Here is a 15914-nt window from a genome sequence, read left to right as displayed (position 1 = left end):
TAAATTTTAATATTTTTAATGTTTCTTGAAGTCCTTAAAGCCAATTAGCCCAATTTATGAATAAAGATTTAAAATTGTTTAATGAGTTAGCAGAAATCCTTCTTAAAGAAGAAAAACAACAACCTGTAGCAAAACCTATAGACACTGATAAGCTCTATAAAACTTTAGACCTTTCGCTCAATGAACACCCAAGTTTAGACGAAGACTTAAAAAAAACATTACTAGAAATTATAAAAAGTACTCCTAAAACTGCTTCAACATCGTTTTTCAATCAGCTTTTTGGCGGCCGAATGAGTAAAGCTACATTAGGTGATTTGTTAGCTGTCATGCTAAACAATAGCATGTATACTTATAAAGTTGCAGGACCGCAAGTTGGTATTGAAAAAACCATATTACATAACATTTGCGATATAATTGGATATGACAAGTACAGCGATGGCACTTTTGCACCTGGTGGCTCTATGAGTAATTTTATGGCTATGGTAATGGCTAGAGACAAACATAACAGTACTGTAAGAACTGCTGGCGTAAACAGTAAAATGATTGTTTACACTTCAGAAGTTTCACATTACTCCATTAATAAAAATGCTGCATTAATGGGAATTGGAAGAGACCAAGTAAGACAAGTTAAGGTTAATGCTGAAGGACAAATGCTTGCTAGCGACCTTGAACTTAAAATCAAAGAAGATTTAGCAAACAACAACCAACCCTTTTTTGTCAATGCTACAGCAGGCACAACGGTTTTAGGAGCTTTTGATAACGTTGATGAAATAAGCCCTATTTGCAACGCTTATAATTTATGGTTACACCTTGATGGTGCTTATGGTGGATCGGTTATTTTTAGTAAAAAGTACAAACACTTAGTGAGAAGTATTGAAAAAACAGATTCGTTTAGCATCAATGCTCATAAAATGCTAGGAACACCTCTAAGCTGTTCGATAATTGTTGTTCAGGATAAAAAATATTTAAATCAGTCATTTTCTAACGATGCAGAATATTTATACCAAACCGATGGTGATGATTTCAATTTAGGAAAAACATCATTGCAATGTGGAAGAAGAAATGATGCTTTAAAATTTTGGACACTATGGAAATCGGTTGGCACTACTGGTTTAGAAAAAATAGTTGATAAGCAATTTGAAATAGCCGATTATGCTAGAGATTATATAAAAGCGCATCCTGACTATACACTTTATAGTTTTGACGACTCCATATCAGTTTGTTTCAATTACAAAACTATTGATGCCAAAACACTTTGTACCAAACTTTATGAAAGTGCAGAATTAATGGTAGGCTATGGTTCTTTTAACGACACTGACTTTATTAGGCTCGTTACTATAAACAGTTCTATTGATAAAAACGATATCTCAAACTTTTTCAAATCCTTAGAAACGTTCGTTAAAACTGAAAATTTAGCATAACAAAGAAAAAATAGTGTTAAGTTGTTAAAAATTAGTCTATTTGTTGTGAAATAATAGCGACTAAAAGAAAATATTATTATATTTAACAACTATCATTGTTCTAATCCCCACATGGTACAACAAGTTACAAGCGGAATAAAAATTTCAGTAGAGACAACCTTTGAGGGCACTTTTTATAAAAATTATAAAGTGCACTTTGCTTTTGGGTACAAAGTAACTATTGAAAACCAAAGTAAAGATTCAGTTCAGCTTAATTCCAGATACTGGAAAATAATGGACGCATTAAACAATACCGAAATTATAGAAGGTGAAGGTGTTATTGGCAAGAAACCTGTTTTAAAACCAGGAGAATCGCACACATACAATTCTGGATGTTTACTAACCTCTCCTTTTGGCGCAATGCAAGGCTACTACAACATGGTAAACTTTACCAACACCAATAAGTTTAAAGTTATTATTCCTTCTTTTAAGCTAAGCGCTCCTTTTGCTCTTAATTAGTACTTTTTAAGAAAATCAAATTTATAAACGACTTCGTTTTGTACAACATGAAAAAACTTACAGTTTGAGTAATGTATAAATTCATATTCTAAGGTAGAATCAAATCCTTTTTGATTGATAACATAAATACCATCAACATCAATAGTTCCATAAGGCGAAATTCTTCTAAAACGATATTCCATCTCATTTGTAAAATCGTGTAATTCAAACCAAGCTCCAGCTGCAATACCACTTAACCATTGCGCATGATCTTCTTTTTCAGCATTGTGTTTAGGTTCTAAAGTTCCTATTACACTAGGATTATAACCTTTCAGTCTATCTAAAAACAAACGTCTATTTTCTTTACCTACTGTAGAATTAAACTTTGAAATCGCTCCAGTTTCTGAAACCAAAAACACATCTCCAACAGTTTTAGCAAGCACAACATTTCCTATTGTACTTGGTGTAAACCATTTAGAACTTATCAATTTCTTTTTAATTGACTTATTAGTGACACTCGCAATTAGTGCATCGGTCACAAAACGCGCACAATTACAAGCTTCTTTAATAAAAGCAGCATAACGTATAAAATGTTTGTTTTGCATTTTAGTAATATGTGTTCGCGCCAAATCATAATTCACTTCATCACAAACCGAAGCATACAATGTTCCATCACCATGAGTTAGCTTAGGATGTGTTCCTAAAAACTGAAGAATCTCATCTAGGTTAACTATTGTACCATTTTCTATTATAGCCTTTAAAGGAAATCTTAGTTCGTGATCAGTATCCATCCCTCTAACCCTACCATTAGGTTCAGAAGTAATATATCTACCAAAATCATGATACTCCAATACTCCAGTAGCTTTGTCAATAAGTACCAAGGCTGCATGACCAGCACGCACATGTGTTTTACTTCCTATTCCTATATATTTTAAAAGAGGTGAATACCACTCTTCTGCATGAGATACAATGGTTTCAGGATAAGCAAGCGTTAAAATTATTCCGCTATTAATCATTCATAAGGGATTTCTGTTGAAACATGAACACATTTGTCAAAAATAAAGCAAACAACTTACAAAAAAATAACCAATACTTTAACTTCGATTTAAAAAAGCATCTTCATTTAAGTCCTTAAAAAATTGTAACTTTGCACATCAAAAATTTATACCATAAATCATTAAAATAAAATCATGGGAAAAGGATTCTTTAACGTACCAATAGCTGTAAATGAACCTGTAAAATCGTATGCTCCAGGATCTCCTGAAAGGGAAGCTGTTTTAAAAGCATACAAAGAAATGTTCAATAGCAAAGTGGATGTACCTTTATATATCAACGGAAAAGATGTTGAAACAGGTAACACCAGAACTATGTCGCCTCCTCATGATCATCAACATATTGTAGGAACGTATCATTTAGCTGAAAAATCTCACGTAGAAGAAGCTATAGCAACTGCACTTGAAGCAAGAAAAACATGGTCTCAATTACCTTGGGAACATCGTGCTGGTATCTTTTTAAAAGCTGCCGAATTAATCGCAGGTCCTTACAGAGCTAAAATAAATGCTGCTACAATGATAGCGCAATCTAAAACAATTCATCAAGCAGAAATTGATTCGGCTTGTGAACTGATAGATTTCTTACGTTTTAATGTTCAGTTTATGACTGACATTTATATGGACCAACCAGAAAGCACAAGCGATGCTTGGAACCGTATTGAATATCGTCCGTTAGAAGGATTCACTTACGCAGTTACACCATTTAACTTTACAGCTATTGCTGGAAACTTACCAGCTTGTATGGCGTTAATGGGAAATGTTGTTGTTTGGAAACCAAGTGATAGCCAAATTTACTCTGCAAAAGTTATCATGGATGTATTTAGAGAAGCTGGTGTTCCTGATGGCGTTATCAACGTTGTGTTTGGAGATCCAGTTATGATTACTGATACAGTAATGGCTAGTCCTGATTTTTCTGGATTACACTTTACAGGTTCTACACACGTTTTTAAAGACCTTTGGAAACAAATAGGAAACAACATTCACAACTACAAAACCTATCCAAGAATTGTAGGTGAAACTGGAGGAAAAGATTTCATCGTTGCTCACAAATCTGCAAATGCTAAACAAGTAGCAACTGCTATTGTTCGTGGTGCTTTTGAATTTCAAGGACAAAAATGTAGTGCAGCATCTAGAGCTTATATTCCTTCAAACCTTTGGGAAGATGTTAAAAACTTTGTAATAGAAGATGTTAAATCATTTAAAATGGGTTCTCCAGATGATATGAGCAACTTTATTACAGCTGTTATTCACGAAGGCTCTTTTGATAAATTAGCAAAGTATATTGATGGTGCAAAAGCTGATGCAGACGCTGAAATTATTGTAGGTGGAAACTATGATAAATCTAAAGGGTATTTTATTGAGCCAACAGTTATTGTGACTACAAACCCAAAATACACAACTATGTGTACAGAATTATTTGGTCCTGTAATTACAATTTATGTATATGATGAAAACCAATATTCTGAAACTTTAAAATTAGTTGACGAAACTAGCGAATATGCATTAACGGGAGCTATCCTGTCAACAGACAGATATGCTATTGATGAAGCTACAAAAGCATTACAAAATAGTGCTGGTAACTTCTATATCAATGACAAACCTACAGGAGCTGTTGTTGGTCAACAACCTTTTGGTGGCGCAAGAGCATCAGGAACCAATGACAAAGCTGGTTCTGCTCAAAACTTATTACGTTGGGTATCACCAAGAATGGTAAAAGAAACTTTTGTAACTCCTACAGATTACAGGTATCCATTTTTAGGATAAGAAATACTATTTTTCAAGACCATAAATCCTCAAACCTTACCGTTTGAGGATTTTTTTTGCACTTCATCCTAAAACATTAAATAACACCTCTTTAACCAAATGTAACTTTGTATCTTGAAGGCATTAATTCAAATTAATTATCCATGATGAAAAATTACTTTTTGCTATTATTAGTATTTCCTCTCTTTGTTCAAGCTCAAACTGTAGAGTTTGAATCTTCAATTACTGCCGATTTATCAGCCTATTCAGGAACTGCAAGTTTTGCTGGATTAGGTGAATATGAAATATTTCCTGATTTTGTTGACGGAATACTTGATAAACCCATTATTCTTGTAGATGGATTTGATCCAGGAGACACAAGAGATATTAATGGTCTTTACAGCTTATTAGATTTCACAGGAACAAGTGGTGCTCAAAATCTTGCTGATCTTGTTAGAGCTGAAGGTTTTGATGTTGTAGTTTTAAACTTTCCACAATATTTGAGATTATCTGATAATACATTGCTAAATGTTGATGATGCTACCGATACCAATGCTGATATGGTTATTGATGAGTTAGATTACCCTGGAAGCACATTAATTGATGGTGGAGCTGATTTTATGGAACGTAACGCTATGCTTCTAGTGGAATTAATCAATACACTTAACGCTAATAAAGTAGGCGAAGAAGAACTGGTTATTATTGGCCCAAGTATGGGAGGATTAATTTCAAGATACGCATTAAACTACATGGAAAACCAAACTATTGACCACGAAACAAGACTTTGGATTTCTTTTGACGCTCCACACCATGGAGCTAATGTCCCTTTAGGGTTTCAACACCAGTTTAACTTTTTAGCTTTTGGTCTTGGTGAAGATTTAAACGTTGCTGAATTACAACCAGTAGTAAATGGTCTATTAAAATCATCAGCCGCAAGACAATTATTGGTTGATCATTTAGAACCGCATTTAGCATCGGGTAGCGATGTGGAGTTTGACCCAACAAAGCTTCTTCCAGAGCCACATCCTTTTAAAATAATATTTGATGCCAATATAAACAGCTTAACTCCAACAGGATTTCCTCAAAACACTAGAAATGTATCTATTATAAATGGTAGCGGAATAGGATCTCCTTACAAAGCAAAAGATGGTGTTACTAATGTTACTCCTGGGTTTACGGTAATTGACGATACTTTTAATGTTCCTGACGCACCTCTTCCTACGACAGCACAAATTGGAGTTAACTTAACTCCAGCAACAGCTGATGGAAGTCAATTAATTAGTAAAATATTAGTTGAAGCTAATTTCTTTGGAACCATAACAATTTTTGATATCGAAGTGAATGCACAAGCTCCTAGCTTTTCTGATGGTGTTGATGCTGCTTCTGGTGGGCTTTTTGACTTAGGTGGCTTTACTGATGGTTTAGGCTCCGAAGGTTTAGTTGGCGATTTTATTGCTGCATTACAAATTGATAAATTCAACTTTATACCATCTGTAAGTGCGATGGCTTTAGAGTCAACCAACAACGAAATTAACTGGTATCACAACATTAATCTAAGCAACGACAGTACAGAAGACACTACAAACAGCACACCATTTGTTAACTGGTACATGCCAACAGATAATGAAAATCATGTTCAATTAACTGAAGCAAATGTACTTTTTGCATTAGATGAAATTATGCCTGAAACATTATCTAACTCTGAGTTTGATAATGTAGCTACATTAAAAATTGGAAAAAACCCAATTGACCACGAGTTATTAATTTTAAGCAATTCAACCGTTAATGACGCTACTATATCTTTAATTGATATTACTGGAAAATTAGTTTATAATACCACAAACACAACGTTAAATAGCAGAACTACTATTCCTTTAAATTTAGACTCTGGAGTGTATGTTTTAAATATTGAAAATAAAGAAGGTATCAGTTACAAAACAAAAATTGCAGTTAAATAACTTCAAAACTTATAGAAATAAAAAAAAAGCCGAACGTTGCGTTCGGCTTTTTTTTTTATCCTTTAAACTTCATTGGCAAATGCACCACTTTTTTGGTTTCAAAAAAAGGTTCAGAATAAAATTCAGTTAAATCATACAAGGTTGCCGTTCGGTAATCTTTTAATTCTTCTGATAAATCACCTCCTTTAAGATATAAGATTCCATTCTTCAAATTGTGATTCTGTGTTTTAGCAATTTTACCTTTTACCCAATGTACAAAAGTAGGCATAGCAGCTACAGCTCTACTTACAATAAAATCATAGGTATCATTAATTTCTTCAACGCGAGTATGAGTGGTTTTCACATTAGTTAATCCCAATCCTTCCACTACTTCATCAACCACTTTAAGTTTTTTAGCAATACTGTCTACCAAATGAAATTGAGTTTCAGGAAACATAATTGCCAAAGGAATTCCAGGAAATCCACCTCCTGTTCCAACATCCATAACTTTTGATCCTGCTTTAAACTCTATCACTTTTGCAATAGCTAAAGAATGAAGCACATGCCTTAAATACAACTCATCAATATCTTTTCTTGAAACTACATTTATTTTAAGGTTCCAATCTTGATACAATGATTCTAGTTTTTGGAATTGCTGAATCTGATCTTCAGATAGATCTGGAAAATATTTCAGTATTAACTGCATTTTATTCAATTTTCAACAAAAGTATACATTTTTGTGTGGATATTTTTAGCATTTATATAACTATGTCGCAGCTTTTATTATTTATATTTGCTCCTTGATATGCGTTGGCCCTAAACTTTGCATATTCAAAAAAAACTAATAGCATGACAAATCAAACATTATCATTTTCAAGAAAAGATCCCGCAAAATTTTTTAGAACCCTAAACAAGCGTGTAAACGACTACTTTAAAGAGAACGATATAAAACGTACTGGTAACTGGAAAATTTGGGTTAAAACTGTGGTGATGTTCACTCTATTTTTACTGCCTTATTTTTTAATTCTCACAATAAGTAGCATTCCTGGTTGGGCACAATTACTATTAACTGTAGTTATGGGAATTGGTATGGCAGGAGTTGGAATGAACGTAATGCACGACGGTAACCATGGTTCATTCTCAAACAAAGAGTGGGTAAATCGCTTAATGGGAAGTAGTATTTACATTTTAGCAGGTAATGTGTATAACTGGAAAGTTCAACACAACGTATTACACCACACATATACTAATATTCATGGGCATGACGAAGACTTAGAAGCTGGACGTATTTTAAGATTTTCTAAACACGCAAAGTGGTACAAGCACCATAAATTTCAGCATTATTATTCTATTTTACTATATGGATTACTTACTATAAATTGGGCAATTACTACCGATTGGCAACAGATGAAACGTTATATGAAACGTAAACTGTCTTATGGTAAATTTCCAAATCCTGTAGTAAACTGGAGCAAACTGGTAATTTCAAAAATCATTTATGTTAGCATTTGGATTGTATTACCTATGTTGATTTTGGATATTGCTTGGTGGAAAATACTTATCGGATTTTTTGTAATGCACTATGTTGCAGGATTAATTTTAAGTGTAGTATTTCAATTAGCTCATGTTATGGATGAAGCTGAAATGCCTCTTCCTGAAGAAAACGGAACCATGAAAAATACTTGGGCAATCCATCAACTTAAAACCACAGTTAATTTTGGAACAAAAAACAGAATTGTAAACTGGTTTACAGGTGGATTAAACCATCAAGTTGAGCATCATATTTTTCCTCACATTAGCCATGTGCATTACACCAAAATCTCTAAGATTGTAAAGGAAACAGCAAAAGAATTCAATTTACCATACAAAGAATATAAGACAACAAGAAAAGCGATCATTGCTCATTTTAAATTTTTAAAAGAAATGGGAATGAAGCCTTCATTACAGCAAGCTTAATTAAAAAACGTAAATGAACAACCAACTATCCGACAGAATTAACAGCCTACCAACTTCTGCAACGTTGGCAATGGCTGCAAAAGCAAGAGAACTAAAAACTAAAGGTATTGATGTTATTGGACTAAGTCTTGGAGAACCAGATTTTAACACTCCAGATTTCATCAAAGAAGCAGCAATACAAGCCATAAACGACAACTACAATTCCTACACTCCTGTAGACGGTTATGTAGAGTTAAAAGAGGCTATTTGCTTAAAATTCAAAAGAGATAATAACTTAAACTACTCACCTAACCAAGTGGTAGTTTCTACTGGTGCAAAACAATCAATTGCTAATGTAGCTCAAGTACTTTTAAATCCTGGTGACGAGATACTTTTACCAGCTCCTTATTGGGTAAGCTACTCTGCAATTGCCACACTTTGTGAAGCAACTTATAAAGAGATTCCTTCTACTATTGAAAACGATTTTAAAATCACTCCTCAACAGTTAGAAGACGCAATTACACCAAAAACCAAAATGGTGTTTTTCAACTCTCCTAATAACCCAAGTGGTAGCATTTATTCTGAAGAAGAATATAGAGCTTTAGCTGAAGTTCTTGAAAAGTACCCAAATATTTTCATCCTTTCTGATGAAATTTATGAGCATATAAGCTATGGCGCAAAAAACTTTAGTTTTGCTGCCATACCAAGCATGTACGATAGAACAATTACCGTAAATGGTGTTGCTAAGGCATTTGCAATGACAGGTTGGAGAATAGGATATATTGGAGCTCCTGAATGGATTGCTAAAGCTTGTAACAAAATGCAAGGTCAAATTACATCAGGCGCTAACTGTATAGCTCAACGTGCTGTAATTACTGCGCTTACAGAGTCTCCTGAAAGAGTACAGTATATGGTTGATGAATTTAAAACCAGAAGAGGCCTAATGCTAGATTTATTAAATGACATTGAAGGCTTTAAAACCAATGTACCAGAAGGCGCTTTTTACGTATTTCCTAATGTGTCTTACTACTTCGGGAAGACTTTAAAAGGAAAGACAATTAACAATGCAACAGATTTTTCTTTATTCCTATTAGAAGAAGCTCATGTTGCAACCGTTACTGGAGAAGCCTTTGGGAATTCTGATTGTATTAGAATATCTTATGCTGCATCACAAGAACAAATAAAAGAAGCTATAAAACGCATTAAAACTGCATTAAGCTAATAATAGCTGACAAAATATACAATTAATAAAAAATCCGCTTGTTAAGCGGATTTTTTTTCATCTTACTATAAAGTATATAAACAAACTCAACAGTATAGTAAAAAGTATTGCTATCTTAATAAAACGCTGTTTACGTTCTTTTATTAACCGTTCTTTTATCTCTTTTAAAACCTCAGGTGTAGCTTCAGGAAAATCATATTCGGTTTTGCGTTTATTATCATAACCTCCTAAGGTTTTCTTAAACTTGTCACGCTTGTTGCGCATTTTCTCATTATTCTTGAGAATAGTAATCATTGATTGCGCAGATCCTCCAAAGCCCATAATTTCTAGGTTTTAAAATGTTAATACTAAAGTGTACAATCCCTCTTCAATAGTTTTATACTATTGAATATATAAAGGGTAAAAAGTCAGTTTTGTGTTTAGCTTACAAAAGCTGTAAAGTTCATATTCTGCTTAAGCCTACAGAATCGCTGTTAGAAGAACAACAAAAACAGAAAGTTTTAATAGTGTCGCTACGCTAGAAGTTTTTATAAACTGTCGTGTTTTGATACGATGTTTGTTTCCGAAAATAGTATTAGAGTTTAGCGCTTTTAAATTTCTCTTTACTATTTGTTTGTAGTTAGAATTAAGTAATCCTTCTTGTTTCTCAAAACCCTGTTTGGGATGAGGTTCTAAATCTTGTACTGTTAAAACTAATTCCATAATTTTTTGGTTTAATTGGTTACACATATATGACGCATGACAAAATATTTTGTTACACTACAAAACCTTAAAACCTTAAAATTCAATACATAAAACTCATTAAAAGCCTTGTAAAATCTTATGTTTTGAGAATTTTATTTTTTTATGAAATTTATCTGTTTCTCCAGAAAAAAGGTGTTAGTAATATTAAAACCGTAAACAGTTCTAAACGTCCAATAAGCATTAAAAAGGATGCCCACCATTGTGCTAAAAGTGGTAAAGCTGCATAATTATTTACTGGACCAAAATTTCCTAAAGCTGGTCCAACATTACCTAAACTAGAAGCTGCCAAACCAATGGAAGATTCAAAATCTATTTGAAACATTGAAAAGACCAAAGCACCAACAATAAAAGACAACATATACAAAATGAAAAAACCAAGTATGTTGAATACAATCTCACCTTGTATTGATCTTTTATTATATCTAACAGGAAGAATCGCATTAGGATGCAAAGCGCGTTTAAACTCTAAAAAACCATTTTTAATCAAGATAAGATGTCTAACCACTTTAACACCACCAGATGTACTACCTGCTGAACCACCTAAAAACATTAACCCAAAAAAGAAGACTACCAAAAATGGCGACCAAAGTGTATAATCGGCTGTAATAAAACCTGTAGTAGTCACAACACTCAACACCTGAAACAACGCATGCCTAAAACTGCTTTCAGCTTTTCCCCAAACCATTGGATGCTCGATAGAAGACAATGATGCATCAGCATTAAAATAGATGATTACTGCTGCGATGATTGTAAAAATAGCAATGAATTTAAAGTACAATTTAAACTCTTCATCTTGAATTGCCTTTTGTACTTTACCCTTAAATGCAAAGTAGCTCAACACAAAGTTTGTCCCTGCCAAAAACATAAACACAATAATAATGTATTGAATAATAGGTTGTCCATTCCAGTAAGCAACACTAGCATTTTTAGTAGAAAATCCACCTGTTGACAACGTACACATAGAATGATTTAACGCATCAAAAAACGACATTCCAGCTACTTTAAGTAAAATAGTTTCAGCAGCTGTATATCCAAAATAAATTAACCATAAACGCTTAGCTGTATCAGTAATTCTTGGGTGTAGCTTATCTGCACTTGGTCCTGGAGCTTCAGCAGCAAACATTTGCATACCTCCTATTCCTAATAAAGGTAAAATAGCAATTGCCAAAACTATAATTCCCATACCTCCAATCCAGTGCGTTGTACTTCTCCAGAACAACACACCTTTAGGCACAACTTCAATATCATTTAAAATTGTGGCTCCTGTAGTGGTATAACCAGACATGGTTTCAAAAAAAGCACTTGTAAACTGTGGGATGGTACTGGTTAACAAATAAGGTAACGACCCTGAAAGTGCCATTACTATCCAACCAAAAGCTACAACAATGTAACCCTCTCGTTTGTTCATTTCCTTTCGGTGATTCTTGGTGCCAACCATTAAAAAAACACCTACTAAAAGCACTAAAGCACCAGATAACAATAGCTTTACTGTAACGCCATCTTTACAAATTAAACTTACCAATGCAGCCAACAGCATAAAACCACCATTACATAACAGTAATAATCCAAAAAAGTGAAAAATGATTTTATAGTTAAGTTTCATCAGTAGTTTTTTGTTTTGGCTTAATAAAAGAATTTTTCAACCTCAGCAATTACTCTTGGCAAAAAGCACACTACAACTCTATCTCCTTCTGAAATTTTAAAACTACCAAGAGGTATCAGTCCTTCACCATTTCTAATAACTCCACCAATAATTGCAGCTCTAGGAAAATCTAAATCCTTAATTAACTTATTGCAAATTTTAGAATTAGAGTTTACAACAAACTCCAACATTTCAGCATTCATGTTGTTGAGCTTAGTCATAGCAACAACCTCGCCTTTACGTATGTATCTAAAAATATTGTTTGCAGCAAGAAGCTTTTTATTGATAAGTGTATCAATACCTATAGATTGCGAAAGCTGAAAATAATCCATGTTCTCAACCAAAGCTATAGTTTTTTTCACGCCTCTTGATTTTGCAACCAAACACGACATGATGTTGGTTTCAGAATTTCCTGTTACAGAAATAAATGCATCCATACTATCAATGTTTTCTTCTTCAAGAAGCTCAACATTTCTACCATCTCCATTTATAATTAATGCATTAGGAAGCTCATCAGCTAAATCAAAAGCATTTTTCTTATCCTTTTCAATAAGTTTTACTTTAAACTTACCTACACATAAACTTTTTGTAGTTTGAAATCCAATTTTTCCACCACCAAGTATCATTACATTTTTTACTTCGGTTTTCACCTTACCCGAAAGTTCAAAAAGTTCTTGATCTCCTCCTTTTGAAGTAATAAATACTACTTTATCACCTTCTTTAAATTGAGTATCTCCTCTTGGAATAATTGTGTATTGTGTTCCAAAGCGCTGAATTGCTATTGGTACAAAGTGTAATTCTGAAAACGCTTCGGCAGCTTCTTTTACTGTTTTATCAACAAAAGCAGCAGTTCTTGAAAGCCTTAAACTTAGCATTGTTAGCGCTCCATCTTCAAACTCATAACTGTCATTAAATGCATACTGATTAAGCAAAAGCTCAATTTCAGAAGCCGCTAACGACTCTGGAGAAATCAACTCGTCAATACCAAATTTAGAGAACCCAACTTCTTCTTTTTGGTCTATAAATTCAGCATTAGAAATTCTTGCAATAGTACGTTTTGCACCTAATTGTTTAGCGAGTACGCTCGCAGTAATATTTGTAGTTTCAGAAGATGTTACAGCTATAAAAAGCTCTGCAGTATTGATTCTAGCATCTTTTAAAACAGCAATTGAAGTGGCATCTCCTTTTATTACTCTTATGTCTAAGTGATTATTGGCGTAGGTTAAACTCTCCTTATCAGAATCTATAAGTGTAATTTCTTGCGACTCATAGGATAATAATTTTGCCAAATGAAACCCTACCTCACCTGCTCCAGCAATAATTATTTTCATTGGTTTGAATATTCAAAAAAACAAGCAAATATAGTATAAATTTGCATTAGCAATGTTTGTTTGTAGTTTATAATTGTGTTACCCTTTAAAGGTACGGATATTTGAGGCATAATTAAAATCTCAAATAATCATATTATTTAATACTAATGTATTGTCATATATTTGCCAAAAAAAATAATGACTGTAAAAATTAAGCCATATAAAGATAGTGACCTGAACAAAAAGCAACAGGTTACTAAAATGTTTGATACTATCTCTAAAGATTATGATGGACTTAATAGAATTATTTCTTTTGGTATTGATATAAAATGGCGAAATAAAGTAGTTGATATTGTATCAAAATCTAAACCTAACACTATTCTTGATATTGCAACAGGTACTGGAGATTTGGCTATTAGCCTAACCAAAACTAATGCTAAAGAAATTATAGGATTAGACATTAGCGAAGGTATGCTTGAAGTTGGAAAGCAAAAAATAGCTAACAAGCAACTTGATGACACTATTAAAATGATTATTGGTGACTCTGAAAACTTACCATTTGACGATAATACTTTTGATGCCATTACAGTTGCCTTTGGTGTGAGAAACTTTGAAAACCTCGATAAAGGACTTTCTGAGATTTTACGAGTTTTAAAACCTAACGGAACATTTGTAATTCTTGAAACATCAGTTCCTACTAAAACGCCTTTTAAACAAGGCTATAAATTTTACACTAAATATATTTTACCTACTATTGGAAAAATATTTTCAAAAGACCGTTCAGCTTATTCATATTTGAGCGAATCGGCTTCTATTTTTCCACATGGTGAAGCTTTAAACAATATTTTACGCAAAAATGGGTTTATAGATGTCAGTAATAAACCTCAAACACTTGGTGTTGCTTCAATTTATATAGCATCTAAATCTTAATATGAAAAAAACGCTTTTAATTTTAGTACTATTAATAGTAAGCCAAACGGCTTCTGCGCAGCTTTTTTCAAAAGAAAAAATAAAAAACAACGAGAACTTTGATAAGCAACGGTTAAGTTGGGGATTTTTTCTTGGGTTGAACAGTTATGATTTTCAGTTCAACTATGAGCAGGATATGGATGATATTCTTGTAGAATCTACTACTGGGTTTAATGTTGGCTTAATTTCTGACTTAAGATTAAATGAACACTTAAACCTTAGGTTTGAACCAGGTTTATTTATTACGCAACGTAATTTGCAATATAGCCCAAGTGCTTTTCAAGGGTTAGAGTACAATTCTTCTGATTTATTAAGAGAAGTTAAATCTACCTACGTTCATTTTCCTTTACTCCTTAAAGTATCCACAAAACGTATTAATAATTTTAAGCCTTTTGTATTGGCTGGAGTATCCACTGCAATAAACCTATCTAGTAACGAAGAAAATCCTGACGATAATAGTGTAGGACAGTTTAGAACCAAAAAAAATATGGCTTTTTATGAGCTTGGTTTTGGGATTGATTTTTACTTATTCTGGTTTAAATTCACACCTTCAATTCGTGGTGTTTTTGCTTTTAATGATGAAATTGTAAGAGACACTGACCCAAATAGTCCTTGGACAAGTAATGTACACACCATGAAAACAAGAGGTGTGTTTATTAACTTTACATTTCAATAAATTACCTTTTAAATTCGCTTAAAAAAATTGAAGTTGCTGTAGCTACATTTAAGCTTTCGGTTGCTTGTAGATTTCCAAACCTTGGAATGCTTATTTTTTGATCGATAAGTTGTTCAATAGCTTTTGAAATTCCGTTAGCCTCATTTCCCATTACAATAATGCCTTGTTTTGGCAACTCCATTTCATAAACATTCTTTCCGTCCATAAAGGTTCCAAATTTTGGCATTTTAGAATTTGCTAAAAACGTTTCCAAATCAAGATAACTCACATTAACACGCGTTAACGAACCCATAGTTGCCTGTACTACTTTAGTATTAAAACAATCTACTGTAGCTTTACTACACAAAAGATCTTTAATTCCAAACCAATCGCAAAGCCTAATGATAGTTCCTAAATTACCAGGATCTCTAACATCATCTAAAGCCACTATTAAAGCATTTTCATTTACAGGGTTAGATTTAGGAATTTTAAAAACAGCCAATGCAGTATTAGGTGTTTTTAAGGCACTTAGTTTTTTCAATTCAGCATCAGTTACTAAAACTGTTTGTTGCGTTGGTGTATCAAAAACAGCTTCGGTAGTAAATAAGGTATGAAGTTCTAAACTAGAATTAAGAAACTCTTTTATGCCTTTTACACCTTCTACAATAAAAAGTTGATGCTGTATTCTAAACTTTTTTTGACCTAAACTCGTAATTAATTTTATTTGGCTCTTTGTTAACATTAAAATGTATTTACTTTTGTTTTATTGTTAAAGCATTACAAAGTAATACTTTTTTGGACTAATTT

At 33.0% G+C, this 15914-nt stretch carries 15 protein-coding genes; 8 read left to right on the top strand and 7 right to left on the bottom strand.

Annotated elements, in window-relative coordinates; all coding sequences use genetic code 11:
- The first annotated feature begins 56 nt into the window (after positions 1–56).
- Both A8975_RS03135 and apaG read left to right on the top strand, forming a co-directional pair.
- A complete protein-coding gene (locus tag A8975_RS03135) occupies positions 57–1421 on the top strand; it encodes a pyridoxal phosphate-dependent decarboxylase family protein (RefSeq protein WP_134198641.1) in 1365 nt (454 codons plus the stop codon).
- Between the two features lie 111 nt (positions 1422–1532).
- On the top strand, positions 1533–1919 hold the full coding sequence (apaG, locus tag A8975_RS03130; RefSeq protein ID WP_129759274.1) for a Co2+/Mg2+ efflux protein ApaG: 387 nt from the start codon (positions 1533–1535) through the stop codon (positions 1917–1919).
- On the opposite strand, the gene A8975_RS03125 is transcribed toward apaG, so the two are convergent.
- Positions 1916–2914 carry a DUF6695 family protein gene (locus A8975_RS03125; RefSeq protein WP_134198640.1) on the bottom strand — a complete coding sequence of 333 codons (999 nt, stop codon included), beginning with the start codon at positions 2912–2914 and terminating at the stop codon, positions 1916–1918. The genes apaG and A8975_RS03125 overlap by 4 nt on opposite strands.
- Positions 2915–3088: 174 nt before the next feature.
- Here A8975_RS03125 and pruA point away from each other — a divergent pair, with 174 nt between their 5' ends.
- Both pruA and A8975_RS03115 read left to right on the top strand, forming a co-directional pair.
- Positions 3089–4714: an L-glutamate gamma-semialdehyde dehydrogenase gene (gene pruA / locus A8975_RS03120; protein ID WP_134198639.1), complete on the top strand. Its 1626-nt coding sequence runs from the start codon at positions 3089–3091 to the stop codon at positions 4712–4714.
- A 143-nt stretch (positions 4715–4857) separates the two neighbouring features.
- Positions 4858–6651 (top strand): T9SS type A sorting domain-containing protein, encoded by a 1794-nt coding sequence (locus A8975_RS03115; protein WP_134198638.1) that lies wholly within the window; start codon positions 4858–4860, stop codon positions 6649–6651.
- A 55-nt stretch (positions 6652–6706) separates the two neighbouring features.
- Here the strand turns inward: A8975_RS03115 and rsmG are convergent, their stop codons facing one another.
- Positions 6707–7336, bottom strand: coding sequence for a 16S rRNA (guanine(527)-N(7))-methyltransferase RsmG (gene rsmG, locus A8975_RS03110; protein WP_131505960.1), 630 nt, complete (start codon positions 7334–7336; stop codon positions 6707–6709).
- Positions 7337–7479: 143 nt separating this feature from the next.
- Between rsmG and A8975_RS03105 the strand changes: the two genes are divergently transcribed.
- Together A8975_RS03105 and A8975_RS03100 are read left to right on the top strand one after the other, a co-directional pair.
- Entirely contained in the window at positions 7480–8586 is a 1107-nt protein-coding gene (locus A8975_RS03105; RefSeq protein ID WP_129759279.1) for a fatty acid desaturase family protein, read from the top strand.
- 13 nt (positions 8587–8599) lie between these two features.
- Positions 8600–9787, top strand: a complete 1188-nt coding sequence (locus A8975_RS03100; protein WP_208325350.1) for a pyridoxal phosphate-dependent aminotransferase — start codon at positions 8600–8602, stop codon at positions 9785–9787.
- 57 nt (positions 9788–9844) lie between these two features.
- On the opposite strand, the gene A8975_RS03095 is transcribed toward A8975_RS03100, so the two are convergent.
- The 4 genes from A8975_RS03095 to trkA form a co-directional block, all read right to left on the bottom strand.
- Positions 9845–10108 (bottom strand): hypothetical protein, encoded by a 264-nt coding sequence (locus A8975_RS03095; protein WP_134198637.1) that lies wholly within the window; start codon positions 10106–10108, stop codon positions 9845–9847.
- 138 nt (positions 10109–10246) lie between these two features.
- Positions 10247–10489 (bottom strand): hypothetical protein, encoded by a 243-nt coding sequence (locus A8975_RS03090; protein WP_129759281.1) that lies wholly within the window; start codon positions 10487–10489, stop codon positions 10247–10249.
- Between the two features lie 151 nt (positions 10490–10640).
- The gene (locus tag A8975_RS03085; protein ID WP_131505963.1) at positions 10641–12134 is read right to left on the bottom strand and encodes a TrkH family potassium uptake protein; all 1494 of its coding nucleotides are present in this window, start codon (positions 12132–12134) and stop codon (positions 10641–10643) included.
- A gap of 20 nt (positions 12135–12154) precedes the next feature.
- A complete protein-coding gene (gene trkA, locus A8975_RS03080; protein WP_134198636.1) occupies positions 12155–13504 on the bottom strand; it encodes a Trk system potassium transporter TrkA in 1350 nt (449 codons plus the stop codon).
- 177 nt (positions 13505–13681) lie between these two features.
- On the opposite strand from trkA, the gene ubiE reads away from it, so the two are divergent.
- Both ubiE and A8975_RS03070 read left to right on the top strand, forming a co-directional pair.
- Complete coding sequence (ubiE, locus tag A8975_RS03075; RefSeq protein ID WP_134198635.1) at positions 13682–14413, top strand: bifunctional demethylmenaquinone methyltransferase/2-methoxy-6-polyprenyl-1,4-benzoquinol methylase UbiE; 732 nt, start codon at positions 13682–13684, stop codon at positions 14411–14413.
- A 1-nt stretch (position 14414) separates the two neighbouring features.
- Positions 14415–15128, top strand: coding sequence for a porin family protein (locus A8975_RS03070; protein WP_131505966.1), 714 nt, complete (start codon positions 14415–14417; stop codon positions 15126–15128).
- 1 nt (position 15129) lies between these two features.
- Here the strand turns inward: A8975_RS03070 and A8975_RS03065 are convergent, their stop codons facing one another.
- Positions 15130–15849: a TrmH family RNA methyltransferase gene (locus tag A8975_RS03065; protein WP_134198634.1), complete on the bottom strand. Its 720-nt coding sequence runs from the start codon at positions 15847–15849 to the stop codon at positions 15130–15132.
- Positions 15850–15914 lie beyond the last annotated feature (65 nt).

Source organism: Meridianimaribacter flavus, assembly GCF_004366715.1.
In the GTDB taxonomy this organism is placed as follows: domain Bacteria; phylum Bacteroidota; class Bacteroidia; order Flavobacteriales; family Flavobacteriaceae; genus Gaetbulibacter_B; species Gaetbulibacter_B jejuensis.
Note: the sequence above shows the minus strand (reverse complement) of the source record. Positions and strands in the feature narration are given on the sequence as shown.